Source organism: Moorena sp. SIO3A2 (assembly GCF_010672265.1).
Classification (GTDB): domain Bacteria; phylum Cyanobacteriota; class Cyanobacteriia; order Cyanobacteriales; family Coleofasciculaceae; genus Moorena; species Moorena producens.
This window is the reverse complement of sequence record NZ_JAAHHC010000001.1, coordinates 50,048-74,717: the sequence shown is the minus strand read 5'-3', so window position 1 is coordinate 74,717 and position 24,670 is coordinate 50,048. Positions and strand designations below refer to the sequence as shown.

The window sequence follows — 24,670 nt, the reverse complement described above, 5'->3', positions numbered from 1 at the left end:
CCTATTTTTGGGCCAAAGCGTGACAATAGCTTTGACAATATACACCGTTGGGAACCCTTTCAAAAAGTTGAATCTGGCTACATAGCGACTAGGAAAACCAAACTTATTTTACCACACATCTGACCATTCCCATGTCCTAAGGGCGTTAATTAACCAGGTGTGATAATCTTCAATAAAAAAAACTATCAACTTGACCAACCTTGGCGGCATATAACCAATGAGTTTTAGGAAGGTTTTGACCAGAAGTGTTGAATCGCTTAATAAAACTTACTATAAATCAGTCTAGGAGTGCTGTCAAGAAGCAATTGCTAAAAATATATAATCTTTTTAAACCAATGAATATCACTTATTTATTGACTCATACCTCCTGGTAAATAGCGAAGTTGATCTAATCAAGATGTCATCCATTTTTGGAAATGGAGCACTCATTTTGGCTAATAATTAACTAGTCATAATTTATTCAAATATCTCACAATTTGAGCTAGATTTTTGTTGAAGGTTTTAAAGCTTGAACGCTTCTGGATAAATACAGTCTCCTGTTACGAGTTTTATTTGACGTATTTTTTATAACCGATTGCATCAATCCTAGCCAACTATTACTCCTAAGTCTAGGCAAAATGGCAACTATTACTCCTAAGTCGAGTAGGTTTTACGTTTGTTTACCTGAAGAGGAATCACGGAACGGGCGACGAAGTAGTAGCAGAAACCGAAAACCCGACGCAGGTGCCATGGTTTGTAGCCAACTGCTAGCTGGGGTTTCTGTATCTGACCAGAAGAGTCAAAAGTAATATATCCTTTCAAAACCCAAGCCGTGCTCGCCCCCCCCGAATAGATAATATACTTGTTGGGAAATAGGGGAGACTAGGAGGTGAGCCTGCGGGTGAGGGGCAATGATAACTAGTGAGCGAGCACAGAAACAAGACCGACTGCTGCGGGCACTTAGAGGGTTGAACCGGAAAGCATTTGATGAGCTAATGCCAAGGTTCAGTGCTGTCTATGAGCAATTTGCCAACAACTCTTATAATAATAAGGTTAAAATTATGGCAACTCTATTAGTTATGGGGATTTAAACATGAGTCCTAGACAAACTACCAGACAAGCGTCCACCAGGTCGACGAAGTCTAAGCCAAAAAACGTTGTTCAACCGGAAAAAGAAGCTATCATTACTGTGTTTCCGGAAAGGCAAGAAGATGCTTCCGCTTTAGCTGCTAAATTAGTACCACTATCCCAGATTGTCCTGCCAGCTACTCAACCCAGGCACTATTTTGACCCCAAGGCAATGCAATCTCTGGTGGAGTCAGTAGGCCGTGAAGGTATCCTCCAGCCTTTATTAGTAAGGCCAGTGGGTGATAAGTATGAGTTGGTGGCTGGAGAAAGAAGATATCGCGCCGCTCAAGAATGCTCCTTGAGCGAAGTGCCTGTAACCATCCGGGAGATGTCTGATACTCAGGCAATACAGTATGCGCTGACGGAGAATCTGCAACGAGAGGATTTGAACCCGCTGGAGGAGACAGAAGGTATTTTGGATTTACTGGCGCTGAGGTTGTCAACCGATAGGGGATGGGTTATCTCACTGTTAAATAAATTATCAAAAACTAAACGGCACCTGGCGGTGGACAACGATGTCCGCCCAGAAGATCAACATATACTTACAGACGTGTTTGCCAGTATTGGCAAGATGTCTCCTGAGTCTTTCCGAACCCACAGGCTGCCATTACTCAACCTTACTAGTGATATCTTGGAGGCGTTGAGGTCTGGGTCAATCGAATATACAAAAGCTAGGGAAATAGGCAAGGTAGAATCGGAATCTGACCGCATGGAGATTCTGGAGGCTGCTATAGAGTATAATTTATCAATCAATCAAATTCGAGAGAGGGTGAAAGGTTTACAGCCTCCCTCACCAGAGAGGGAACTGCAACAGCAATTGGAAAGTACCTACAAACGAGTGAAAAAATTTAAGGTGTGCTCTAATCCTGACAAACAGGATAGGTTGAAATCTTTGTTGGCAGAACTGGAAGCTTTGATTGCTGAAGATAAATAAGAGCATCTTTGGCGGCTATCAATGTTCACCTTCTACCTGGGATGGCTTTAGCTGCCTCAATCTTGATATTCCATCTATCCAGTGTGATTCCGACAGTTTGCTCAAGTCTTGTCAAAGCTCTTAAATAGTCAATCCTGGCATTAAGCTCCCTATTTTTGGCCTGTACCAAGTCATTCTCGAAATCCAAAACATCGATCAGTCGAGTTCCTCTGACTCCCAATCTCAGTTTTTCCCGTTCGTTCTGTAGTTGTTGTTCAGATAATTCTCTGGCTTGCCGCGCCAGTTGTATCTGTCTTAGATTGAATTTCACATCTCTAATTCTGTTATTAATTTCAATTTCTAGAGTTTCACGTGCTTCCTGCAAATTGTTATTGGCTTGTTGGAGTTGAATGTTACTGCGTTCAACAGCCTGTTCTAGGCTAAGATTACCCAATTCACGTTTTAAAGTGAGTCTGCCCCTCAAGTCCATTGTATCATCGCCTACCAGAGTGGTGGTAGTTAAGTCATAGTCTACCTGGAAATCTAAGTTCCAGCGCCTTTCATTTTTGGCCAGCAATAGGTTTAATTTAGCTATTTCTAATCGGCTCACAGATTGCAAATAATCTGGGTTGTTTACCAAAGCTAATTGCTGTAGCTTCTCTGACTCCAGAGGGGTTGAGTCTACTGGGGCCGGAATATCTGCAGCTACTAGTTCTAAATTTTGCTCAAGTTCGAGAATCTCAATCAGATCTAAACCAGCTTGAGCAAGTCTATTCTTAGCTGTTAATAAGCTCACTTCTCGGTTAGCCACTTCTGTCTCGCTTTGGACGAGTTCAACCCGTGCTCGTCTGCCAGCATCAATCAAAGCCTCTATAACTTCCATTTGCCGTTTGGCGCTCTCTAGGGAAAGCTGCTCGATTTTGATTTGTTCCTGAGCTTGGAGTAACCTCAGGTAAGCTTCGATAGCATTTGTAATGGTGTTGATCAGATTCGATTTTAACTCAACAATGTTGATCGCTTCTTCCTGCCGGGCAATCTGAATAGGAGCTCTGTTGACATCTACTCCAAATCCCCTTAAGAGAGGTTGTATAAAACTGAAAGTTAAATTTTGACTTAATAAGTCGTCTCCGATGCTGCTAATATTATTACTGTCTTGCAATCTACCTCTAGGACTCCACGTCACCTTCAGGTCTCCACCAGTGATGATATTGAGATCCAAGGTTACAGCTAAATTTAATTCACTGTCTGTTCTTAGAGTGGATCCTAACTGGTTACGATTGAATTCAACGAACATTTCTGGGGTAAAATTGGGAGCAAATTCATCTTCAGCTACTGCCAGTTCTTGTAGGTCAATTATCCTTTGAAGGTAAGCGTTTTTGATAATTCTATTATTTTGCAAGGCTAAGATGACAACATTAGAAAGGGTTAATTTTAGTTTCTGCGGCTTTGTTGCTAATTCTTCCTGCTCTTGTTCTTTTCTAGTTTCAGTATCGGGCTGAGTCCGTTCTGCTTTTTCCTGGAAATTGACCTTGATAAGTTGAGTTTGGTTGTTACTTCGATTGGTAGTTAGAGAAGCCAAACTTGGCATCTGCACCACTGAACTGCTCTCTGTCTTGTGTTCCTGAGGAAATCTCCAAAAACGGCTCTTTCCACTGGGATTAATGAAAGGAACACTCGAACTTCTCCCCTTTTGTCCGTCTCCCCTTTTGTGGGTTCCCTCATCGGGTTTCTTAAGAGCATCGGACTGGCGGTGTTTTCCGCTGCTTATGGATGGAAGAAACACGGCGACTTCTCCCCTATTTACCCCAGCTTCACCAACAATGCCTGCTTGCCCAACTTGTTGATTGAGAGGACTGACGTTTACTAAAAGATTTGTGGCATTGGCAGTTTGGATAGGATTAAAAGGCAACTCAGGATGAGGATTGGTTTGAGAGGGTTGAGGGACGACAAAAGTACAAACGGTCCCAAAAATTGCCGACAGAGGTATCATTACGTCAATTCTGTTGTACATCTAATCACCCAAGTAGCAATAAGCGGGAATTGGGAATTTTTTAATCTTTATCCTTTTCACACATCCCATATCTATGTTGCTAAAATTACATTAGCTATTCTAACTTGTTGAAATCCAAGGAATCTAATGAATAGACCTCTTGCATAAGTCTCATAAACCTTGGTGAATACAAGTCAAAAGGCAAAAGGCATGCATGCAAAAGGGATAGATTTTGATTTCATATTTATTTTTGCAAGAGGTCTAATGATTGAGTGGAAATTGCACAAATGGTAAGTAATCAGTACCAACCTGTGGCTATTCGCTTGGAGGAGGTTTCTAAAGTTTATGGCAGTGGCAATACAGCAGTTCACGCCATTTCTAACATTAACCTGATTATAGAGCAGGGTGAATATTGCTCAATTATGGGCACATCTGGCTCGGGAAAATCCACAACCATGAATATAATTGGTTGTCTTGACCAACCAACCTCAGGACACTATTATCTCGATAATCTAGATGTTTCTGGGCTAACTGATGTAGAGTTAGCCCAGATTCGCAATCGCAATATTGGCTTTGTCTTCCAGCAGTTCCACTTATTGCCTAAGATGACAGCGCTGGACAATGTGATTTTGCCAATGGTTTATGCAGGGATGCCAAAGGCAGAAAGACGCGATCGCGCCGAGGAAGCCTTGAAGCGAGTGGGTTTAGAAAATCGGATGTATAATAAACCCACTCAATTATCTGGGGGACAGCAGCAAAGAGTAGCGATCGCTCGGGCTATTGCCAACAACCCTGTTCTCTTGCTCGCCGACGAACCGACTGGAGCTCTCGACTCTCGCACTACTGGGGAAGTGATGGAATTGTTTGGGGAACTCAATGCCAGTGGTATCACCGTAGTGATGGTAACCCATGAGCCAGAGGTAGCCCGTCTCACCAGGCGCATTGTCTGGTTCCGTGATGGGGAAGTGGTGCATTCCCATCTTACGCCAGAGGAGATGCTTCAGGTTGCCGTTGCTTATTAGGGATTGGCGATGGGGAAGAGTTGTTTATATCAAGTCCGGATAATTAGTGATAAAAAACCTTCTCTCTTGAAACCTTACTCCTTTACTTCTGCCTTCTGCCTTCTGCCCTCTGCCTTGCTTTCGCGCCTCGTGTAAGTATTCAACTGGACATGATATTACTTCGATGAGCGCAGTGCTTTCACTGGATCTAGTTTGCTGGCTTGCACGGCGGGGAAGAAAACACTGCCTACCCCTACCACCACTGCCGAGCTTAATGCCAAGGTGGCCGTTTCCAATTCAAATTCGTAGGGCAACTCAAACTTATTGGCAACCCCAATCGTCGCCCAATGTACCGTGGCGATCGCAACTGTACCTCCAACGAGACTTAGTAAAACAGCTTCTAGAATAAACTGCAGCCTAATCTCTGTCTGGGTTGCGCCGATTGCTCGCCGCAGGCCAATTTCTTGGGTGCGTTCAACCACTGAGGCAAGGGTAATATTGGCAATGCCAACACCGCCAACCAAAAGCGTAATGATTGCTAGGACTAGCAGTCCCCGGGAAACAAATACCAGTGTTTGCCGTTGCTCCAAGATATCATCAATGTTATTCTGAGCCCAAAACATTCCACCTGGGTAGCGTTGGGATAACAGCTGCTGAGCCTGCTGTTCTAGGTCTTTCATGTCTTTGAGATTGTTGGGGCGCAGCTGAAGTCCTCCGATATCACGACCGCCGCTCAAAACTCTATAGAGGGACAAGGGCACCAGCATCTCACCGTTTGGTTTATACTCTGCAGTTCTTAGCTTAGTTTCGATTACCCCTATGACGATATAGGGCTGGTCAGCGGCATAAAGGCGTTGCCCTATCGGGTTTTGCCCAGGAAAAAGTTGCTCTGCCAAAAATTGATCTATGACCGCCAAAGGTCGATAGTTGGCAAAATCAGCAACACTGAAGAACCGCCCCTGCAGGATTGCTCGACCCGAAGTCAGCAGGTAGTCTTGGGAAACTGCATGGATAGAAAGGTTCGCCTGCTTATCTTGGAAGATGACTTGACCGCTATCAAACCCAGTATAGGTACTGATGGCATACAAGCCTACCATTCTCTGTTTTAAGAATTCCATATCTTCTAGCTGAAGCTTTCTGCCATCGTTGGTCCAATAATAGACGCTCAACTGAGGTGCTTCTCGCTCGGCTAGTTGTTGTTCAATAACAGTTCGGCTGATACTGCGTATTTGTAAGGTGGCGCTGACTGAAGCGACCCCCATAAAAACGCCCAGGGTTGTTAGCAAAGAACGTAAGGGGTTACCACTTAGAGAGTTGTAAGTTAGAGCAACTAAGTCAAGGGGTGAGATGCTCATGAGCAATACAAAATAAATAAATAAATAAATAAATAAATAAATAAATAAATAAATAAATAAATAGCAAGTGTTTTGGCTGCTTCTGAAAAGTTTTGAGCAACCATTGCTTCGATTTGCTTTACTGCTCTGCTTTGGGGATAACAGGCATTCCTGGGTTTAGGGACGATCCAGTGGGGGGCAAAACTATCACGTCGCCAGGGCGTAGTCCCGACGTTACCTCTACCTTTGTTAAGGCCTCTAGCCCCAGTGTTACACTGCGTTTTTGAACCTTGCCTTGAGTATCCCGTACCCACACGAAGGCATTAGCTCCAGAATTTTGAATCACGTCCGTGTCCAAAACTACTACATTTTGGCGTGCAGCCACAATAATCTCAACATCCAATTTGCTACCAGGAATCAGCGTCTTGCTGGGTCGATCCAGCTTTATAGTTGCAGTCACCGTGGCTTGACCAGAGCTTTTTCCCTTCTCACCATTATTATTTGAGGTAGTTGCCAGTTTTGACACGCTTTGAACTCTGCCAGTGAAACTTTTGGCGTTTGGTCCAATCACTCTAACGCGGGCAATTTGATTGACTTGAACGCGGACAGCATCAAGGGGTGAAAGCTGGAGTTTTACTATTCCTTGTGAGGGATTGCCGAGGGTCAGCAGAGCATCGCCCAGCTTGACCACTTCTCCAACTTTGACATTGATTTCCAGCACTGTTCCATTCAGGGTTGCCTTGACAAGGTTTTTCTGTATTTCCTCCTCAATTTTTTTTCTCTCCAGTCTCAGGCGTTCCAGTTCATGAGTATCTGTACTGACCTGTGACTGAGCATCCTGCAATTGAGCTTCAGCAGTCAGAACTTGGTTTGACAGTTCCCGCTGTTTACTTTGGCGCTGCTGTTGTAGACTCTGCAGTTCCAGTACCGTGGTGTCAACGGCTAACTCAGCATCCCGCAATTGAGATTTAATCGTTAGGATTTGGTCTTTCTGTTGCTGAAGTTCATTTTCTGGAATAAAGCCCTTTTGCAGGAGAACCTCACTTTCTTGGAGTTCCCGTTGAGCAGCGTTGAGTTTTGCAGTAAGTTCTAGAACTTTTTCACGGTTGCGAGCCAGCTGGAGTTCCTGCTTGCGCATCTCTACCTCTTGGAAGGCAAGTGCCTGGAGTTCCTTTTGAGCCACTGTCAGCTTTTGGGAGGCTTCAATAGTTTTCTGACGGTTGCGCTCTAGCTTCAGTTCTTGTTTCTGAATCTCTAACTGCTGTTGCGCAAGGGCAGTTTGGCGCTCTGGATCCCTCAGAATTACCAGTGTCTGACCTAATGCAACACTATTACCCACACCAACAAGTATCTGCTCTACTGTGCCATCTACTGGAGATTGGAGAGTTTGTTGACCACCTAGTTCCATCGTCCCGCTCTCGTTAATCACTTCCTCAAGATAATCTTCTTCCACGGCCAACAGACTTACCTCTACTGGCTCGGAGGGACGATTCTGATTCCAGTTGTAGAGTAGCAAGCCACCAGCAGTAGCTATGGTCAGCATCCCTGACCAGCCGATCCATTTAACTCCACTCTTAAATTTTTGTTTTGCCCTTGTGCGATCAGCCACAGTCTTCATGGACAAGTCTAGTTACCCCTTTAGTATTCATAATTTACTTTTAATGTCAATTAAGGGTTGAAACCCTTGTAATTTCCTCAATAGTTCCAAAACCATGATTTTGAACCCTTACGGGTATCTCCTCCGGAGAGGCTGCGCCAACGCCAGTCGCTTTATGCCGGGGAACTCGTCCACCGCGCTGGCTCACAAGTCTCGAAACCCTTATGGGACAAGAGGGGTTTTTAATTTAGATCAGGCGTAATTTTATTTTACCTACTGCTGCTTAGTAGCAAGAAACCATCAATAGACCCAACTTCCAACAAAAGATGCCTTAAAACTCCCGGTTCGCTTATTTTCGGCGTTGCTGAATACTGGAATGGTTAAACAGAAAGGGGAATTTTTTTGGCTCTTCCGGACTTACGGCGGTTTGCATAACTATGAGGTACATTAACAAAAATCAGCAAACCAGTTACGGAAATCTTAAGGTGCGCTTTCCGCATTAAGAATTAAATTCGCCACGGGTCGCACCTGTGGATAGGATAACAGAATGGCTATTTCGGATACTAACCTAAATTTTCCAACCTTGGGGTCCGTTTGATTCACCTCAAGATGCGTTCGCGTAGCGTGGCCTACGGCCAATCGCATGGTGCTACAGCAGCAAACCCTGGCAACGATGAAGCGAATCCCTTGTCGAGTTGGAGTAGAGCGATCGCTTGATTTTGGTCAGGACTTACCCATTGCCCCCTAAATCCCCCAAACTTGGGGGACTTTCTCAGTAGTACCCCCCATATTTGGGGGGTTAGGGGGGCGAACCCAACTAAACTTCGTAAGTCCTATTGGTATTAAAGCTATCAAGCTATCATGCTTAATCTCAGGGCAATTGGAACGTGCCATTTAGTTGAGCTTGGCTTCAATAAATATTATACATAACCTACACATAAATCATACGTTTAGCTAACGCGATTGGCCGTAGGCCACGCTACGCGAACGCAAACTTCCATCACTTTAATCTTCTTTATTAAGTCGCAAACTCGTTAATTAAAAAGTTCGTAATTAATCGAGATTGACCCAATTCAAAACCTTAAGAAGTTATACGAACTTTTAGATATTTTATTTTTTGATATGGATTGACATACTGAAAATAAGCAATCCAGTTCAATGTGGCAAAAAAAAACCCGATTAGACTAGCATCTATCACCCCTTAGCCTGATAAAAATACAATGACTAAAAAATTACTCACTAAATTAACAGTTGCTACCACCAGCCTAGCCTTAGTCACCTTAGGAACGACTAGCAGCGCACAAGCAACAAGCTTAACTGGACTGATTGAATTTAACACTAATGGATCAGGAAGTACGGGTACAGCTGTTTGGGATACCGGTGCTGATCGCTTTTGGGACTTGTTCGTTACCAGCGATGGTGAAGACGGTGAATTCATTAATGACCCAAGTAGTCGCAACATCGACTTTGAACTAACAGAAGGTATCCATACATTTACGATTTATGGTGATGGCAGAAGCTCTCTTGCTAATAAAAGTCATTACGGTTTGAATTTGTTTTTCAATGGAGAGACTGCCAATCCAGGGATTTCAGTCTTTGGAGAATTAGCCCGGTCCACTGACTCTGATCCAACCTTTTTAGCCAATAGTAGTGGTTCAACTCGGGGACTGGATGGAAGTACTGTACCAGGCTCAGGAACTCTGTCCTTTATCGATGGTTTAACAACCGTCACACTTACTGACTATATTTATCAAGCACCAAATGTTCAACAGAAAGACCGTGTGAGTGAGTATAGTATAAGTCCAAATGGTCACTTGGACATGGTGGGACAATTTACATTAAACGTAGAAACTACAAACTTAGAAACTACATCTGTCCCTGAACCGGTTTCAGTGCTAGGTCTGCTGACAGTGGGTGCATTCGGTGTTGGTGCAACCCTCAAGGGCAAAAAGAAACAGCAAGCCTAAGCTGGCCGTCTCAAGAAATTAGCAATCTTAACAAATTACCAAACTATAGCAGTTCTCAATTGGGTATTGAGAGCTGCTATATATTGTACACAATCTATACCTAAGCCATACCTTCTGCAAACGCGATCGCAAACTTTCGTAAGCCTTACTAAAGATGTAGGCTAACGGAATTTGATTTGAACCTCCCCATCCTAAGAGGAATGGGGATTCCCAGGCACAACCTAGTTGGTTGTTATCTCCATGGGCGTAACTTTCCCTGGCCTATGGCCACGCTACGCGAACGCACCGAGGGTAGCTGAGTAGGGTCAATACCCAGTTTTTTTGAGACCCTTACTTTTTATATTAACACTATTTGAGAGGAAAAATTCATCCCCGACCTAAGAGGACGGGGTATTCTTTTCCCTCTCAAACTCTCCCACTCTGATAACGAAGTAGGCGAAGCCAAAGAACGAAGCAATTAGGATTTCAGCAAAATGGTAATCATCTTTTGGTTTGCTTCTACCCATAATTTTGATTACTGACCTGGTATTATAGCAGTTTTCTATGGTTATATCACACTCAGGTTAGCAGCCAAGAATCATGTAGGGTGCAAAGTAAATGGCCATTGTTAACTCACAATACCTGATTGATATTCAGGAAGGATTAGGATTTGCTGAACAATTAGTGTTTTCCAACACAGGGCAATATCTGAGTGATATCCAAAGAGCAGTTTTGCAAAAATCCTGGCAAGGGCAACGCAAAACCTATGACCAGATCGCTCAAGAGTTAGGCTATTCAGCAAGTTATATCAAGCAGACCGTTGCCCCTAAATTATGGAAACTGTTCTCAGAGGCACTAGGGGAAAAAGTCAGTAAAACCAATTTTCGCAGTGTACTCGAAAGACGACAGGTCAATCAAGAATCGAGTCATACTCAGGAGCAGATTGGGGTATTGAAACAGCGACTAGAGCCTTACTACAAAGGGAAGGTGCAATCTACAGCTAAGCAACAGATCTCAAATGTTCTTTTTCCTAACCATCCCCAATCCCAAATCCTCAATCACCAATCCCAGCAGTTGGAGTTACCAGAAGGAAGAGTTCCTTTAGCTTCCCGATTTTATGTCGAGCGAGTCCCCTATGAATTTAGGTGTTACGAAGAGATTGTTAAACCAGGAGCCTTTATTCATATTAAAGCACCCAGACAGATGGGTAAAACATCCCTGATGGTCAGGATTCTGGCTCATGCAGAAACTCAGGGTTACCAAACTGTGCGTTTGAACCTTCAACGAGTGGATGTTGAAATTCTCACTAACCTAGATAAATTTTTGCGTTGGTTAGCCTACAATGTCACCCGCAAGCTGAACCTAAAACCTATGCTGGATGATTATTGGCATCAGGACCTCGGTAGTAAAGTCAGCTGCACCACCTATTTCCAAGACTATAGCAATTCTCATAGCTATGAGAATTGCTATAAGTTGTACAGTATGGAGCTGGTGAATTGGTCAGACAATCACGTGATGGTTAGCTGCAATTTGTATCAGCGATACTTTAGCGATCGCGTAGCGTCGGCTTTGCCGAATCGCTTTAATAGTTATAGCGCTACGGGCTGGCAACAGGCAACAGGCAACAGGCAACAGGCAACAGGCAACAGGCAACAGGCAAGCCAAGTTTTACAAAGCTTGTAGTAATTTATGCCTCACCATTATTTGTAAATACCCGACGGCGTATTGCTATAGTAATCGGAAATATAGGGTTTTCCATACTTATGAGATACACAGGATTTTTTCCCAATTCCGAAGTTCCCTATTCCCTCTTCTGAGTTCCCTGTTCCCAGATCCGCTGTTCCCTGTTCCCTAAAATCCCAAAATTCTGTACCTCACCCAATTAAAAACCGCTATATTGCTATATAATCGTTACTGTTCAAGGCCCCCCGATAGCCTGCAGAGCTTAAACAAATATCTGCCAGTAACATTATGACCTCTTGCCATAATACCAGCACCGCCGTCATTGAAGACTCGAAAGGGGTTAAGCGAGTTGCCTTGCTAGGAATGCCCAACACGGGCAAATCAACCTTCTTTAACCGTATCACAGGTACCAGTGCTCACGTTGGCAATTGGCCCGGCATTACTGTAGATCTACTACAAGCTAATGTCCAACTCAATGGCGAACCTACGGAATTCGTAGATTTACCAGGAATTTATGACCTGAACGGATTTTCTGATGATGAGAAAATTGTTCAAACCTTCTTAGAAAATTTTGCTGTTGATCTATTTATTATTGTTCTCAATGCTTCCCAAATTGACCGTCAAATTCGCTTGGCATTGCAGGTAAAAGCCCTAGGTTTACCTGCAGTGGTGATGCTGAATATGGCTGATGAAGCTAAGCAATATGGAGTTAAAATCAACACAGAAAAATTATCCGATAATTTGGATATGCCTGTGTTCCTCATTAGTGCCAAGTATGGATACGGCTATATGAGGGCATACCTAGAAATTTCTAAAACATTAAACGCACAAGAAGAATCGATTAATAGAGATAATCGAATAGATAATCTAAAAACTCGTTTATCTGAGCATAGCTCTATTTCCACTAAAGAGATAGAATCAGTACTAAATGGTGCGGTAGAAATGCCCTCTGAGATGGCAGTCAATTTAACTGCCAGGATTGATAAGTTCCTGCTGCATCCGATATTGGGATTACCCTTGTTCTTCTTAGGAATGTTCCTGGTATTTTGGGTGGTTTGGACTGTGGGACTCCCCTCTCAAGACCTGATGGATGATATGACTGGCTGGATTCAAGGTGCCATAATTGAGCCTGTCATCCAACCCTTACCCACAGTGATTCAAGACTTTTTGATTAATGGGATTTGGAACGGTTTAGCTACCGTTGCTTCCTTTGTTCCATTAATTGTGCTGTTCTTTATCTTAATGGCAATTCTAGAAGATAGTGGCTACCTATCCCGTTCTGCCTATTTAATGGATATCTTTATGGAACGGTTGGGGTTAGATGGTCGCAGTTTTGTGATGCAAATGATGGGATTCGGCTGTAATGTGCCCGCATTAATGGGAACTAGAGTTATGCGATCGCAAGCCTTGCGACTGCTAACTATGCTAGTGATTCCTTTTGCTTTGTGTGCTGCCAGACTCCAGGTATTTGTCTTTATCATTGCTGCTGTATTTCCCCATGGTAACGGAGCGTTAGTATTATTTTCCCTATACCTACTTAGTTTTGTAGCCGCCATTGTCACTGCTGCTCTTTTCCAAGGAGTCTTTAAAAACGAGGAACCTTTTATTATAGAATTACCCCCTTACCGAATTCCCACCCTCAAACAAGTGTTACTTAGAGGGTGGGGAGAAGTCAAAGAATTTTTGCAACGAGCATCTGGGTTTATTACCTTTGGCTGTGTTGCCGTTTGGTTCATCACGAATTTACCGCCAGGAGCGACAGGATTGGATACCATTGGCGGGCAAATTGGACAATTTTTCAGTCCGGTCATGAATCCCATTGGTATTAATCCCCATTTAACCCTAGCTCTAATTTTTGGTTTCATTGCTAAAGAAATTGTGATTGGCTCTTTAGCTGTAATTTATGGACTTAACTCCGTTGCTGTTAGTCAGCAGATAACTGATACAGTGACATTTATCCAAGGATATAGTTTTTGTATCTTTTGCTTAATCTACACTCCCTGTTTAACTACCGTTGTTACCCTATTTAATGAGGCAAAATCATGGAAATTTACCCTATTTTCCTTAGTGTTTTCCTTAGGGTTGGCTTGGGTAGCTAGCTTGATATTTTACCAGGGAGCTTTAGCACTGGGATTTCAATGAAGAGATAGCACTTCTCAATTGGGTGAGGTACAAATTATTGGGTTAATGGGAGTCGGGAGGGGGATTCCCACTTATAGCACTATGCGCTACTGTTAGGACATTCCTAAACTCCGAAACGTAAGTAATCGCTGACTTTTGACTTCTGACTTCTAACTTCTGACTTGCGCGTAGCGCTATATCCTCCCTGAGCAAGACAGTCAAGAACATCGCAATGAGCCAATGACCAATCATAAATGTATTATTTTTTACAGAAAAATTTATTTTTCGTGGTATATATGTCATGCTGGTGTTAGTTAATTGGAGTGGAAGCCCCAGTAAGGGGCTGGGAAAATGCAAAAAATCGAGGCAATTATCCGAGCCTATAAGCTCGAAGACGTCAAAATCGCTTTAGTCAATGCTGGTATCGTTGGCATGACCGTGTCTGAAGTTCGGGGATTTGGACGGCAGAAAGGTCAAACTGAACAGTATCGCGGTACAAAGTACAGAGTAGACTTTCTTCCCAAGGTCAAGCTAGAAGTGGTTGTTGAAAATGGCTTAGTTGACATGGCAGTAGAAAAAATTCTCGCTGCTGCTCACACTGGTAAAATCGGCGACGGTAAAATTTTCATCAGTCCCATTGAGCAAATTGTCCGGATTAGGACTGGGGAAAGGAATCTAGAGGCGGTTTAATCCCTAATCAAGTAGGGTGGGCAAAAACAGTTTGCTTATTTTGATAATTCTAGATTAGAATACTTTGCCCACCCTACTTTAATTGGTATTTTTTTTACTTGAGCTTGTCCGGTGGGCAAAAACAGTTTGGTTCAAATCAGTATTAATGATTAGATTACTTTGCCCACCCTAATTGAATTGGTATTTTTTTTACTAAGTGGTGATGGGTAATGTAAGCATTCAGCTATCAGCCAAAGGCCAAGGGCTTTTCCCCAGACTTTCAATTTTATTCTAAGCTGACCGCTGACAGCTGAACGCTGTTCGCGTACGCGTGCGCGTAGCGCATATGCTTACAATCCACCCACGATTTGCTAAGTGATTAGTAGGACTTAGTTTAAATTAGACTCGTAAAACATTGATTTGCTCCGATCCTGTACTGGCCAATCGTCGTTTTCACCACCTATAATTAATTTTTCAATCTCCACATATTCTTTGGCAAGTTGCCGGAGAGAATTAATTAAAATATCAAGAGCGATCGCATCACTAGTTCCTAAATCAAACCAGCAGCGCCCCCAAGTGCCTTCATACTCAAACTCGCCCTGATTATGCATCAAGGCCATTAAACTCTTTTCCGCTACTCTATCATCATATTCCATGTAGCTGATTTCTAGGCCAACCTCTTGCACTGGCAGGTTTTCTGCATCAAATCCTCCCAATTTACCTAATAAAAACCAGGAATTGAACAGTTCTTCCACATATTCCTTTTCCCGATAGGAAGGAACAGTGCTAAATTCTATCCAAATCCACAAATCAAATGGGTTAAACTCACGAAATATAATTTGCATATCGTTTAGGGAACAGGGAACAGGGAATCGGGAACAGGGAATCGGGAATCGGGAATCGGGAATCGGGAATCGGGAATCGGTGAAAAGCAATTATTTTAACTAACACTTAGTTTTTTTTATCGCCATTAATCCCGAATATCGGATATTAACTTTTTGATTAATCCTGATTTTTTTCAAACCCTATCTTATCACAATTTTCAACGAGTTGTGAAAAATATAGTTATGAAAAATCACCAATAGTGAGAGAGGGAGCAGGGAGCAGGGAGCAGGGAGCAAGGAGCAGGGAGCAGGGAGCAGCTCAAGGGCACCTAAGCAGTTGTGGAGAGCCAGTTGCTGATCTAAGTCCCCATCTCCCCATCTCCCCATCTCCCCATCTCCCCATCTCCTGCTCTTCCTGTGATTCCCTCAAAGAGTATAACTACTTGTTGCTACTACTACCCAATCGAGATCGTGAGTTTCCCCTAAGGCATAGTGAACTGTACACCATTCTCCAGACAGATTGAAGTTAAGATGGTAAGTTTTGGAATTAAGCAGTTGAGTGGCAAACAGGTTTCTCAAATCTATCTCGAACTTGCATTCTGTTTGGATTTCCTCTAATCCGGCTCTTTCTTCTGACAATTCTTCTTGAACCTCTTGGTATTGTTCCGTTGATAATTCTCCTTCTTCCTCTAACTTTACTAGTTCTTGTTCTAGCTGTGCTATTGTTTCCTGATACTCTTCTATCTCATTTCCGTAATCATCTCGAACTCTAATAAATTCATTGATTTCGCTAATCTCTAAAAATCCCGTAGTATCCAATAATTTTTGCATAACTTCGTGGCGACTAGTGGTGATCACTACCTCGAAACCTCCCAAAGTCAATTCTTCCTCTGCTTGGGCTTTATGAGTAATTTGATTGGTGATAGATTGGATTTGCTCAACTAGTGCAGCGGTATTGTCTTGGACAGATTCTAGATCCGGAATCATAAATTGTGGTGATGAGTTGCACCGCCAGGTTTGTTTGATACCTAATCCAATCCACTCTCCTGCTGTTGATAAACCAATTAGCATCGGAATTCCTAAGGAGCCAAAGATACTTTGTTGAATGGGAAATCCCTCTTCCAATTCTTCTGGTAGTGTAGGAAGGCGATAGCCATAGATAGTTAACTCTGAGAAATTAGCTTGCAGCAGTGCGATCAGATTTTGGTAATGGGCGCTCACAGGTTGAGATTGGGTTGCGCGAATCTGACTGAGAAACTCTTCAGGAGTAAAGGGCATAAGACCGGTGTTATCGACTAGAAAGCGTTCCACTGAAAAAGAACCTTTATCGTCCACTTCCCAAGGAATAACTATATAAGGAGCGTCACCAACTAGGCTGAAGTATTCATCTTTGGTTAATTCTTGAAGGGTAGTAACAATTTGCTCAGTTTGGGATTTCATAATTATTGTTAAGGTAGGATGTTAGTAAGCATTCAGCAGTCAGCTGTCAGCTGTCAGCTATAGAATTTTCAGTTGAGATGTGAAACTATAATTGATGGTGAAAGGGAATAGGGAACAGGGAATAGGGAATAGGGCAGAGGGAATAGGGAACAGGGAACAGGGAACAGGGAAAGAATCCGTGTGTGTACTTCATTAATAGGAAAACGACTGTATGATAAATCAGCATTTGGTTTCATGAGATAATTTAAAATTATATATTAGCAAATAGTTGATATAATTGATCATACTTATGAGGTAGATTTAATTTTATTACTCCCTACTCCCTACTCCCTACTCTCAAAAATTCCAATGCCGAGGTACCTCCTTACAGACAACTGCCACGAATTATAATGTATTTTATCTCAAGCAGTCATGAGTTTTAAAGCAGCAAATTCTAGTCAATATTTAGACCAATATACCGCAGAAAGTTCCAAGATTATTTCCGGTCGTTTTACGGATGTGGATGAGTTTACTGAGTTCTTGACTTATAGCCAAATGGAAATTATTCAGCTTTCTCGTGGTTCGTTCCAGAGTGAGTTTTTGGCTACCCAGATTGGTGATTTATATTTCACACGTATTAGCGCCAATCAATCCGTTCAAGTAAGAGGTCCGAAACAGCAGGGATATTTAACTTTTGCGTTGGTTTGGGAGGCTAAAGGAGGCCATTTTTATGGCCACGGTCAGCCCCTGTGTCCCCAAACTGATTTGAATGGTTTTGATCGGCAACGGGAAACGGGCTTCGTGACTCCTCAAGTGGGAATGATGGTAGACATATTCATCCCGGTGGGAATCTTTGAAGCTTGTGCCAATCACTTGCAGCGCTATGATTTGGACGATCGCTTCCTCGCCAAAAATCATGTGAGTATATTGCCCGATCGGATTGGGGAGATCAAGGACTATCTGCGGGAACTATTTTGGTTGGCGCAACATCAACCTGACTGGTTGAAGCAGCCCCATGTTCAACAGCTGGTGGCAAATGATCTCGTTCCATTGGTGATTCAAGCCATTCCGATTCAAGGCAGTGCCACCCCCACCCTCAAACCCTCTCGGCGCAGAAAGTTGATAGCCCAAGCGGAGCAAGAAATAGTAGCCCACTTGGAAAAACCCCTGACCCTGAAGGAGCTAGCCAAACGATTGGGCTCTAGCAGTTCAGCTTTGTCCTATGGGTTTCAGGAGTTATTTGGCATGAGTCCCATGCGCTATCTCAAGGTGCGACGGCTGAATGCGGTGCGCAGGTGCCTGAAGGCAAGTGATCCAGACAGTTGTAGCGTAGAAATCCTGGCTAACCAATTTGGCTTCTGGAATGGAGGCCATTTTGCTAGAGATTACAGAGTCATGTTTGGGGAATTGCCTTCAAAAACGTTGCAGAGGAAACCAGAAGTTAGACAAGAATCTTAAAAGCCGATTGTACCTGATTTTGAGACGATATATGACGACGCTTAACAAAACGAATTATAGATAAAACTAATTATTGTCCCGTCAAAGACTATTTTATTTTTATGGTTAGTAAAGTTGGAATTTTTGAGTATTGAGGGGAACCGTTTATGTTTAAGCTTAAATAGACAGCAGGTCAAAGTTGCACAGTCAAAGTTGCACAACTTATGAACTATGTACTATCCGAGCAAGCTAAAACCGATGAGGGAGCTATAGCTTTAGTACAAATGTTCTGCATCAGTGACATAGGACCGGTGCAGAAGACCTGCAACACTCAAAGGTGAAACTACCATGGAGACGGGAGCAGTTATGAAATATTTGAGAGCTATTGACTCTAAGGGAAGTGGCGTTGCTGAATCTTCGCGCTGAATAGGAGTAGAGTGGGCATCCTGCCCGCCCGACAATATGTTGAAACTGGCTTGATGCCAGTTCCACGCCTGATGCCGCATCCTGCCCGCCCGACAATAAGCATGAAACTGGCTTGATGCCAGTTCCACAGCAAGATGCCGATTCCACAGATGCGACCCGTTCGCGCCCCGCGTCGGCTTTGCCGAAAGATGCGACCCAACGGCGATTTACTCGCCCTAGGAGGCGCGCGCCTAAGCGCGAATTTAATAATTAGATCGCTCAAGCGCACCTAAAAACTCTTAATAATGGAATGATTTTAAGAGTAGGTGCGCTTTCCAATGGGCGAGTAAATCGCCCTTGGGTCGCACCTGTGGAATAGGCATCTTGCCTGTTCGATATCTTTTGGAGCGGGCAGGATGCCCACTCTACTCCTATTAATTCAAAGATTCAGCAACGCCAGCTTTTGGAACTATGCTCTCCCTGGTTATTGCCGGGAGTTGATTTACTGTTTTTATCAGGGTTTATGAATAAGTTTTAACTGTATTTAGAAGAAGATAGTGGCGGTTGCGATCGCATCCTCTGTTTTGCTTGCGTTTTCCTGCTGTTTTCCTGATGCTCAAAGCCTTAGTTTTGATTCAGGAGATTGATAAGCCAGAGGAAATGGTTGGTGGTTTTGAGTATCTGTGAGCATGTCACCTTTGTAATTAGGTACATAGATCCCCCCTAGCCCCCCTTAAAAAAGGGGGGAATTAGATTTAAAAGTCCCCCTTATTAAGGGGGATTTAGGGGGATCTGAACAGGGATTAACAAAATTGACATGCTCCCTTGAGTATCTGTGAGCGGACGCTTTTTAATCAGTGCGGGATGATTGGGATAATACAGACATGAAACCTTGATTGGGTCGATAAGAAGCGGACGCTTTTTTGCGATCGCTTTTTTGTAAGCATATGGGTGGCACAGGCTTCAAGCCTGTGACCTCACCTAGCTTGGCTATAGGCCAATGGCTGATACCTGAATGCTTACTTCAAAATTAGCATCTTACCAGAACAATTACCGGATATACCCAATTCTTAATAAATTTTATACTTTTTACTGCTTAAAATACTATCTTATCATACTTAAAATAAAATTGCCGTTTTTTTAACATTAATTAACGAGGTTTTCCAGGCCACGCATTATAGTAGTTTAAGTATCGAATAGGTTAAATTTTTAATAAATTTTAAAATTTATTACTGCTTAAAATACTATCCTATCATACTTAGACTACCCCCCCCCGATTTGTTAACATTAATTAACGTTTATTTTGGTGATATTAATGATTATTATTCTAGTTAATTATTTAAGAATAATAATCATGTTAATGCATTAGTTTTTCTTATATATTTATGGAGATCTGAATAAGAAATATATATATATTCGTGGAATCCTCATTTCAGAAAAGATCTGGATCAGCCAAGTCCTTACCCACTCTATATTTCAGCTGATTTAGACAGATAAAATCTGGTCAGTGCTCAAGAGATTTTCAATCACAGTCAATCAAAAAAAAAGTTTTGTGATGCAAAAACTGTGAGATACTAACAAACGGGTGCATAAAACTTGCAACACAAAAGTTTAAACGTTTGATATAACGGTAGCCTTAATGAAATATTTGAGAGCTAATCGCTCCAAGGGCAGTCATGACAATGCCCAGATGGGGAAGCGATTATTCAATGGGGTGATGGCGATCCTACTAACGATCACCTTCACTCTAGTTGGTTTCCTCCCAGTGACTAACCAGGGAATCGCACTTGCCGACACAGAAGGCCAGCCCAACATCCTGGTGATCATGGGAGATGACATTGGTTGGACTAATGTCAGTGCTTATGAAAAGGGCATTGTCGGTTACGACACGCCCAACATCGATCGCATTGCCAATGAGGGCATGCTGTTTACGGACTACTACGCTGAGCAAAGCTGTACCGCCGGTCGGGCAGCTTTTATCACTGGCCAAAGTGGTTTGCGGACTGGCTTGCTGAAAGTCGGTTTCCCAGGAGCACCCTTTGGCATCCAGGATGAAGACCCCACCTTGGCAGAAATGCTGAAGCCCTTGGGTTACACATCGGGGCAGTTTGGCAAAAACCACCTGGGGGATCTCAACCGGTTTCTGCCCACAGTCCATGGCTTTGACGAATTCTTGGGCAACCTCTATCACTTGAATGCAGAAGAAGAGCCGGAGAATTCGGACTATCCCGGCGGACCAGATGGCTGGTTTGCCAAAAATGTTGGACCTCGCGGAGTTCTGGATTGCAAAGCAACGCCTGGTGAATATCACGAGGAACCGATCATTGGAGATCCAGACTATTCAAAACGCTTTGGCGAGTTGGGCTATCAGGAATGTTATGATACCGGGTCGCTCAACATTGAGCGCATGAAGACCGTAGATCGGGAATTCCTAGACCGGACGAAGGAGTTCATTGAAACAGCGGTGGAAAACCAGAAGCCCTTCTTGACCTGGTTTAACTCCACCCGGATGCATTTCTATACCCATATTAGTGATGAGGTCAAGGGAATCAGCGGTCAGGGCTTCTACGGTGATGGCATGCTAGAGCACGATGGCCATGTAGGAGAGTTGCTCGACCTGCTGAAGGAGCTGGGCATTGAAGACAATACGATTGTCATCTATACCACAGACAACGGCCCCCATTACAATCAATGGCCTGATGGCGGTCTGAGTCCCTTCCGGGGTGAGAAGAACACCAACTGGGAAGGCGGCTACCGCGTTCCAGCACTCGTGCGCTGGCCTGGTCATATCCCCGCTGGAACCGTATCCCATGAGATTTTCTCTCACTTAGATTGGGTGCCAACCCTGATGGCGGCTGTTGGCGTGGATGACATCAACGAAACCCTGAAGCAGCCCTGTCCGGAAGATGAACCCACAAACCTCTGTGGAACCTATCTCGATGGGTTCAATCAGTTGGCCTATTTGACCGATCCCGAGAACCAAAAGGGACAGCGTCCGGGATTCATCTACTTCAATGATGAGGGTCAACTGCCAGGGGTTCGCATTGGGGATTGGAAAATAGTCTTTTCGGAACAACGGGCTCACTATTTTGATGTCTGGCGGGAGCCGTTTGTGCAACTGCGAGTTCCGAAGCTGTTTAACTTGCGTCGGGATCCCTACGAGCGCGGGGATACCGATTCCAACAACTACAATGACTGGTGGTCTCGCCGGAATTACTTGTTGCTGCCACCGGTAGGGCTTGTGCAGAAGTACCTGGATACGTTTGAAGAGTATCCTCCCAGTCAACCTCCTTTTGGTTTCAATCCTAACGAAATCATTGACGACATTGTTGATCAGATTGAAACCTATTCCCTTGACTAAGGGGTAAAAGGGCATATAGCGCTACGCGCAAGGGCTTTAGGCAAGAGGCAAAAGGAAACAGTTTACTGTAACAGCTTTTGCTGCTTGTATCAATGTCAAACACCTTAATGCGTAGTGCTATATCAACCAGATACATTACCTCAGAGGATATCTGAAAAGTTTTTTTATACTGAATTTTGCCCCCCTAGCCCCCCAATTCTGGGGGGAACAAGAATCAATTTGCTGCTAAAAGTCCCCCAAAATTGGGGGACCAACGGGGGCTTGGATGTAGCAAATGAGACTTCTCAGACAACCTCTCAGTTAAAGATGTCTTTGGTTGGCACAAAGTAATTCAGCTCTTAGATGATGAAAAAAAGAACCTTTGTAGTTTTCTTCTCAATTCTGTTATCAGTCTTTTGCCTAGGAGGCTTTGTGGCATGTCCCCCTGCTGCTGCGGACTATGACCCGTTAGTGTCTTGGAATGAGGGTACGACTAAAGACACGATTGTTAACTTTGTGGAAGAGGTTACCAATCCTAACAGTTGTAATTACGTTCCTCCGAGGGGACGCATTGTCACGATTGATAATGATGGAACCCTGTGGACTGAAAAACCCCTTATTCAGGGGGAATTTATAAAATCTAGGCTAGGCAATGGATTGTCAGATCTTAAAACACTTGGTTTTTTAACTGAAAAGGAAGTCGTCCTAGCAGATCTCGAATTACCGGAAATGACACCGGAAGATTATAAACAGGAAGCTAGGGAATTTCTGGATACACAAAATCATCCATACCTTGGCTTTCCATACATCCAGCTGACCTTCCAGCCCATGGTTGAACTGGTCAATTATCTCAGAAGTAATGATTTCAAGGTCTATATTTGCTCTGGGGGTGGAACGGATTTCATTCGCTCCTTTGCGGAAGATGCCTACGGTATTCCCCCTGAAAACATCATTGGTAGTACCACCCAAACCGAGTATATTGACCCAGAAGAGGATGGAACTTATGTCTTGCTCAAGAAGCGAGAACTGGTGCAACCCTTTAACGATAAAGCAGGTAAACCAGTGGGGATTGACCGCTACATTGGCAAAAAACCAATTATGGCGGTTGGTAATTCCAGTGGTGATTTACAAATGCTTGACTACACTGATGATGACCAAGGTCCAGCTTTAATGATGCTGCTTCACCATAATGATCCCCGTGAATGTCCCTATGCTGAAGAAGCTGGCATTGACTGTCCATACGATGATCCGGTTTTTGATGAGGCCAATGAGCGTGGTTGGACAGTTATCAGTATGCAAGAGGATTTTGTAACAGTATTTGGAGAAGAAATCGATCAAGCCCAGATAGCATCTGAATTAGATATCAGTAAAGAGGATTTCGGAACAGTGTCTGGAGAAGAAATCGATCAAGCCCAGACAGCATCTGAATTAGATATCAGTAAAGAGGATTTTTGGGACAGAATAATTCAGGAGGTTACTCGATAATTTACTGTTGAATTAAACAAATAGCTATTATAAATAGGTGCTGTTTATTTGCTATTGCTTCGGCATTATATCACAGATATTTCCTGGGTCTTACTGGTAACATAACCCCAAACTTTCCAAATCACAATTTACCTTTTGGTGCTAAAACCCCCTTACCATCCATATCCTCAGATGGATGTCCTGTCTGGAAAAGTATTATGACACAAATTTCTACGTCTATCCCCACCGATGATATCCCTCAACTCCCAAAAGCAGAGGTGGAAGATCACCACCATCACCATCCCCATCCCCATCACCACCATGGTGATCATAGCCACACCCACGGGGTGATCGACCCCGAAATTGCTAGCTCTGCTCGGGGCATCTGGGCGGTAAAATGGTCTCTGGTGGGCTTGGTGATCACTGCAATTTTGCAGGCAGTGGTGTTCTGGCTCTCTGGCAGTGTCGCTCTCCTGGCCGATCTAATTCACAACGTGGGGGATGCGATGACTGCTGTGCCCTTGGGGGTGGCGTTTCTAGTATCGCGACGCAAGCCAACCGCCAGATTTTCCTATGGCTTTGCTCGATTGGAAGACTTGGCCGGGGTGATGATTGTGGTGATTGTGCTGTTGAGTGCCGTGATTACCGCCTATGAGTCTGTGGAGCGATTTTACCATCCTCAGCCCCTGCATCATTTGGGAGCCCTGGCAATTGCGGCCATCGTGGGCTTTATTGGCAACGAAGTTGTGGCTCTTTTCCGGATTCGGGTTGGCCGGGAAATCAATAGCGCTGCCCTGATTGCTGATGGGTATCACGCTATGGCTGATGGTCTAGTCAGTCTGGCAGTGTTGGTCAGCGCTGTGGGGGTTGCCCTGGGCTATTCCTGGGCCGATCCCGTGATTGGTTTAGTGATCACAGCAGTGTTACTAAAAATTGTCTGGGAGTCGGGGCAGACTATTTTTAGTCGTTTGCTGGATGGGGTGGAACCAGAGGTGTTAGAATCCCTCAACCATGCCATCAATCATGTGCCTGAAGTAGAAGCTGATGCTGTGGCAAACCTTCGACCCCGCTGGCTGGGGCATCGGCTCCATGTCGAGATGGACATCATGCTACCACCCACTCTATCTCTTCAGGATACCCAAAGAATTACTAATACTGTTGAGGAGCAACTGAAAGCCGAACTGCCCTATCTAGGTTTGATAGTGGTTCGCGCTGTACCTTTTACTCAAACGAGGGAATCGGGAATCGGGAATCGGGAATCGGGAGTAGGCAATAGGCAATAGGCAATAGGCAATAGGCAATAGGCAATAAAAGATTTCACCAATCATTGAGAAGATTGTTTGACTCAGTGGTGCGTTACGGGAAGGGCTATCTCAACAAGGGCCGACCGTTAAAATCATGGCGAGCCCTTCCCTAACGC

Annotated in this window: 22 protein-coding genes; 13 read left to right on the top strand and 9 right to left on the bottom strand. The window is 43.8% G+C overall.

Annotation, left to right across the window (positions count from 1 at the left end; translation table 11 throughout):
* The first annotated feature begins 617 nt into the window (after positions 1-617).
* The 3 genes from F6K64_RS00340 to F6K64_RS00330 all read left to right on the top strand — a co-directional run bounded on the left by F6K64_RS00340 (position 618) and on the right by F6K64_RS00330 (position 2,041).
* Complete coding sequence (locus F6K64_RS00340; protein ID WP_287248354.1) at positions 618-788, top strand: hypothetical protein; 171 nt, start codon at positions 618-620, stop codon at positions 786-788.
* A gap of 102 nt (positions 789-890) precedes the next feature.
* Positions 891-1,070, top strand: coding sequence for a hypothetical protein (locus F6K64_RS00335; protein WP_287248356.1), 180 nt, complete (start codon positions 891-893; stop codon positions 1,068-1,070).
* A 2-nt stretch (positions 1,071-1,072) separates the two neighbouring features.
* Entirely contained in the window at positions 1,073-2,041 is a 969-nt protein-coding gene (locus tag F6K64_RS00330) for a ParB/RepB/Spo0J family partition protein (RefSeq protein ID WP_287248358.1), read from the top strand.
* Between the two features lie 25 nt (positions 2,042-2,066).
* On the opposite strand, the gene F6K64_RS00325 is transcribed toward F6K64_RS00330, so the two are convergent.
* The gene (locus tag F6K64_RS00325; protein ID WP_287264665.1) at positions 2,067-4,031 is read right to left on the bottom strand and encodes a TolC family protein; all 1,965 of its coding nucleotides are present in this window, start codon (positions 4,029-4,031) and stop codon (positions 2,067-2,069) included.
* Positions 4,032-4,297: 266 nt separating this feature from the next.
* On the opposite strand from F6K64_RS00325, the gene F6K64_RS00320 reads away from it, so the two are divergent.
* The gene (locus tag F6K64_RS00320) at positions 4,298-5,032 is read left to right on the top strand and encodes an ABC transporter ATP-binding protein (protein ID WP_287264664.1); all 735 of its coding nucleotides are present in this window, start codon (positions 4,298-4,300) and stop codon (positions 5,030-5,032) included.
* A gap of 155 nt (positions 5,033-5,187) precedes the next feature.
* On the opposite strand, the gene F6K64_RS00315 is transcribed toward F6K64_RS00320, so the two are convergent.
* From F6K64_RS00315 to F6K64_RS00305, 3 genes are all read right to left on the bottom strand, one after another.
* On the bottom strand, positions 5,188-6,366 hold the full coding sequence (locus tag F6K64_RS00315) for an ABC transporter permease (protein WP_044492476.1): 1,179 nt from the start codon (positions 6,364-6,366) through the stop codon (positions 5,188-5,190).
* Positions 6,367-6,484: 118 nt separating this feature from the next.
* A complete protein-coding gene (locus F6K64_RS00310) occupies positions 6,485-7,963 on the bottom strand; it encodes an efflux RND transporter periplasmic adaptor subunit (protein WP_008181246.1) in 1,479 nt (492 codons plus the stop codon).
* A gap of 459 nt (positions 7,964-8,422) precedes the next feature.
* Entirely contained in the window at positions 8,423-8,587 is a 165-nt protein-coding gene (locus F6K64_RS00305; RefSeq protein WP_008181247.1) for a hypothetical protein, read from the bottom strand.
* 575 nt (positions 8,588-9,162) lie between these two features.
* Between F6K64_RS00305 and F6K64_RS00300 the strand changes: the two genes are divergently transcribed.
* From F6K64_RS00300 to feoB, 3 genes are all read left to right on the top strand, one after another.
* Positions 9,163-9,909 carry a PEP-CTERM sorting domain-containing protein gene (locus tag F6K64_RS00300; protein ID WP_008181254.1) on the top strand — a complete coding sequence of 249 codons (747 nt, stop codon included), beginning with the start codon at positions 9,163-9,165 and terminating at the stop codon, positions 9,907-9,909.
* 597 nt (positions 9,910-10,506) lie between these two features.
* Positions 10,507-11,571 carry an AAA-like domain-containing protein gene (locus tag F6K64_RS00295; protein ID WP_287264663.1) on the top strand — a complete coding sequence of 355 codons (1,065 nt, stop codon included), beginning with the start codon at positions 10,507-10,509 and terminating at the stop codon, positions 11,569-11,571.
* Between the two features lie 288 nt (positions 11,572-11,859).
* The gene (gene feoB / locus F6K64_RS00290) at positions 11,860-13,713 is read left to right on the top strand and encodes a ferrous iron transport protein B (protein WP_287264662.1); all 1,854 of its coding nucleotides are present in this window, start codon (positions 11,860-11,862) and stop codon (positions 13,711-13,713) included.
* Between the two features lie 42 nt (positions 13,714-13,755).
* On the opposite strand, the gene F6K64_RS00285 is transcribed toward feoB, so the two are convergent.
* Complete coding sequence (locus tag F6K64_RS00285) at positions 13,756-13,944, bottom strand: hypothetical protein (RefSeq protein WP_287264661.1); 189 nt, start codon at positions 13,942-13,944, stop codon at positions 13,756-13,758.
* A 99-nt stretch (positions 13,945-14,043) separates the two neighbouring features.
* Between F6K64_RS00285 and F6K64_RS00280 the strand changes: the two genes are divergently transcribed.
* Positions 14,044-14,382, top strand: a complete 339-nt coding sequence (locus tag F6K64_RS00280; RefSeq protein WP_287248372.1) for a P-II family nitrogen regulator — start codon at positions 14,044-14,046, stop codon at positions 14,380-14,382.
* Between the two features lie 368 nt (positions 14,383-14,750).
* On the opposite strand, the gene F6K64_RS00275 is transcribed toward F6K64_RS00280, so the two are convergent.
* The 3 genes from F6K64_RS00275 to F6K64_RS00265 all read right to left on the bottom strand — a co-directional run bounded on the left by F6K64_RS00275 (position 14,751) and on the right by F6K64_RS00265 (position 16,625).
* A complete protein-coding gene (locus tag F6K64_RS00275) occupies positions 14,751-15,206 on the bottom strand; it encodes a DUF3531 family protein (RefSeq protein WP_008181265.1) in 456 nt (151 codons plus the stop codon).
* A gap of 180 nt (positions 15,207-15,386) precedes the next feature.
* Positions 15,387-15,572, bottom strand: coding sequence for a hypothetical protein (locus F6K64_RS00270; RefSeq protein ID WP_287264660.1), 186 nt, complete (start codon positions 15,570-15,572; stop codon positions 15,387-15,389).
* A 39-nt stretch (positions 15,573-15,611) separates the two neighbouring features.
* A complete protein-coding gene (locus F6K64_RS00265; protein ID WP_287264659.1) occupies positions 15,612-16,625 on the bottom strand; it encodes a hypothetical protein in 1,014 nt (337 codons plus the stop codon).
* 411 nt (positions 16,626-17,036) lie between these two features.
* On the opposite strand from F6K64_RS00265, the gene F6K64_RS00260 reads away from it, so the two are divergent.
* Positions 17,037-18,062: a helix-turn-helix domain-containing protein gene (locus F6K64_RS00260; RefSeq protein ID WP_287264658.1), complete on the top strand. Its 1,026-nt coding sequence runs from the start codon at positions 17,037-17,039 to the stop codon at positions 18,060-18,062.
* A gap of 370 nt (positions 18,063-18,432) precedes the next feature.
* On the opposite strand, the gene F6K64_RS00255 is transcribed toward F6K64_RS00260, so the two are convergent.
* Positions 18,433-18,666, bottom strand: a complete 234-nt coding sequence (locus tag F6K64_RS00255) for a hypothetical protein (protein WP_287264657.1) — start codon at positions 18,664-18,666, stop codon at positions 18,433-18,435.
* Positions 18,667-19,010: 344 nt separating this feature from the next.
* On the opposite strand from F6K64_RS00255, the gene F6K64_RS00250 reads away from it, so the two are divergent.
* The 4 genes from F6K64_RS00250 to F6K64_RS00235 all read left to right on the top strand — a co-directional run bounded on the left by F6K64_RS00250 (position 19,011) and on the right by F6K64_RS00235 (position 24,533).
* Positions 19,011-19,133 carry a hypothetical protein gene (locus F6K64_RS00250; RefSeq protein ID WP_267871997.1) on the top strand — a complete coding sequence of 41 codons (123 nt, stop codon included), beginning with the start codon at positions 19,011-19,013 and terminating at the stop codon, positions 19,131-19,133.
* Between the two features lie 1,030 nt (positions 19,134-20,163).
* Positions 20,164-21,807, top strand: a complete 1,644-nt coding sequence (locus tag F6K64_RS00245) for an arylsulfatase (RefSeq protein WP_131827334.1) — start codon at positions 20,164-20,166, stop codon at positions 21,805-21,807.
* A 342-nt stretch (positions 21,808-22,149) separates the two neighbouring features.
* On the top strand, positions 22,150-23,271 hold the full coding sequence (locus F6K64_RS00240; protein ID WP_229414365.1) for an HAD family hydrolase: 1,122 nt from the start codon (positions 22,150-22,152) through the stop codon (positions 23,269-23,271).
* Positions 23,272-23,468: 197 nt separating this feature from the next.
* On the top strand, positions 23,469-24,533 hold the full coding sequence (locus tag F6K64_RS00235; RefSeq protein ID WP_008181290.1) for a cation diffusion facilitator family transporter: 1,065 nt from the start codon (positions 23,469-23,471) through the stop codon (positions 24,531-24,533).
* The last annotated feature ends 137 nt before the right edge of the window (positions 24,534-24,670 follow it).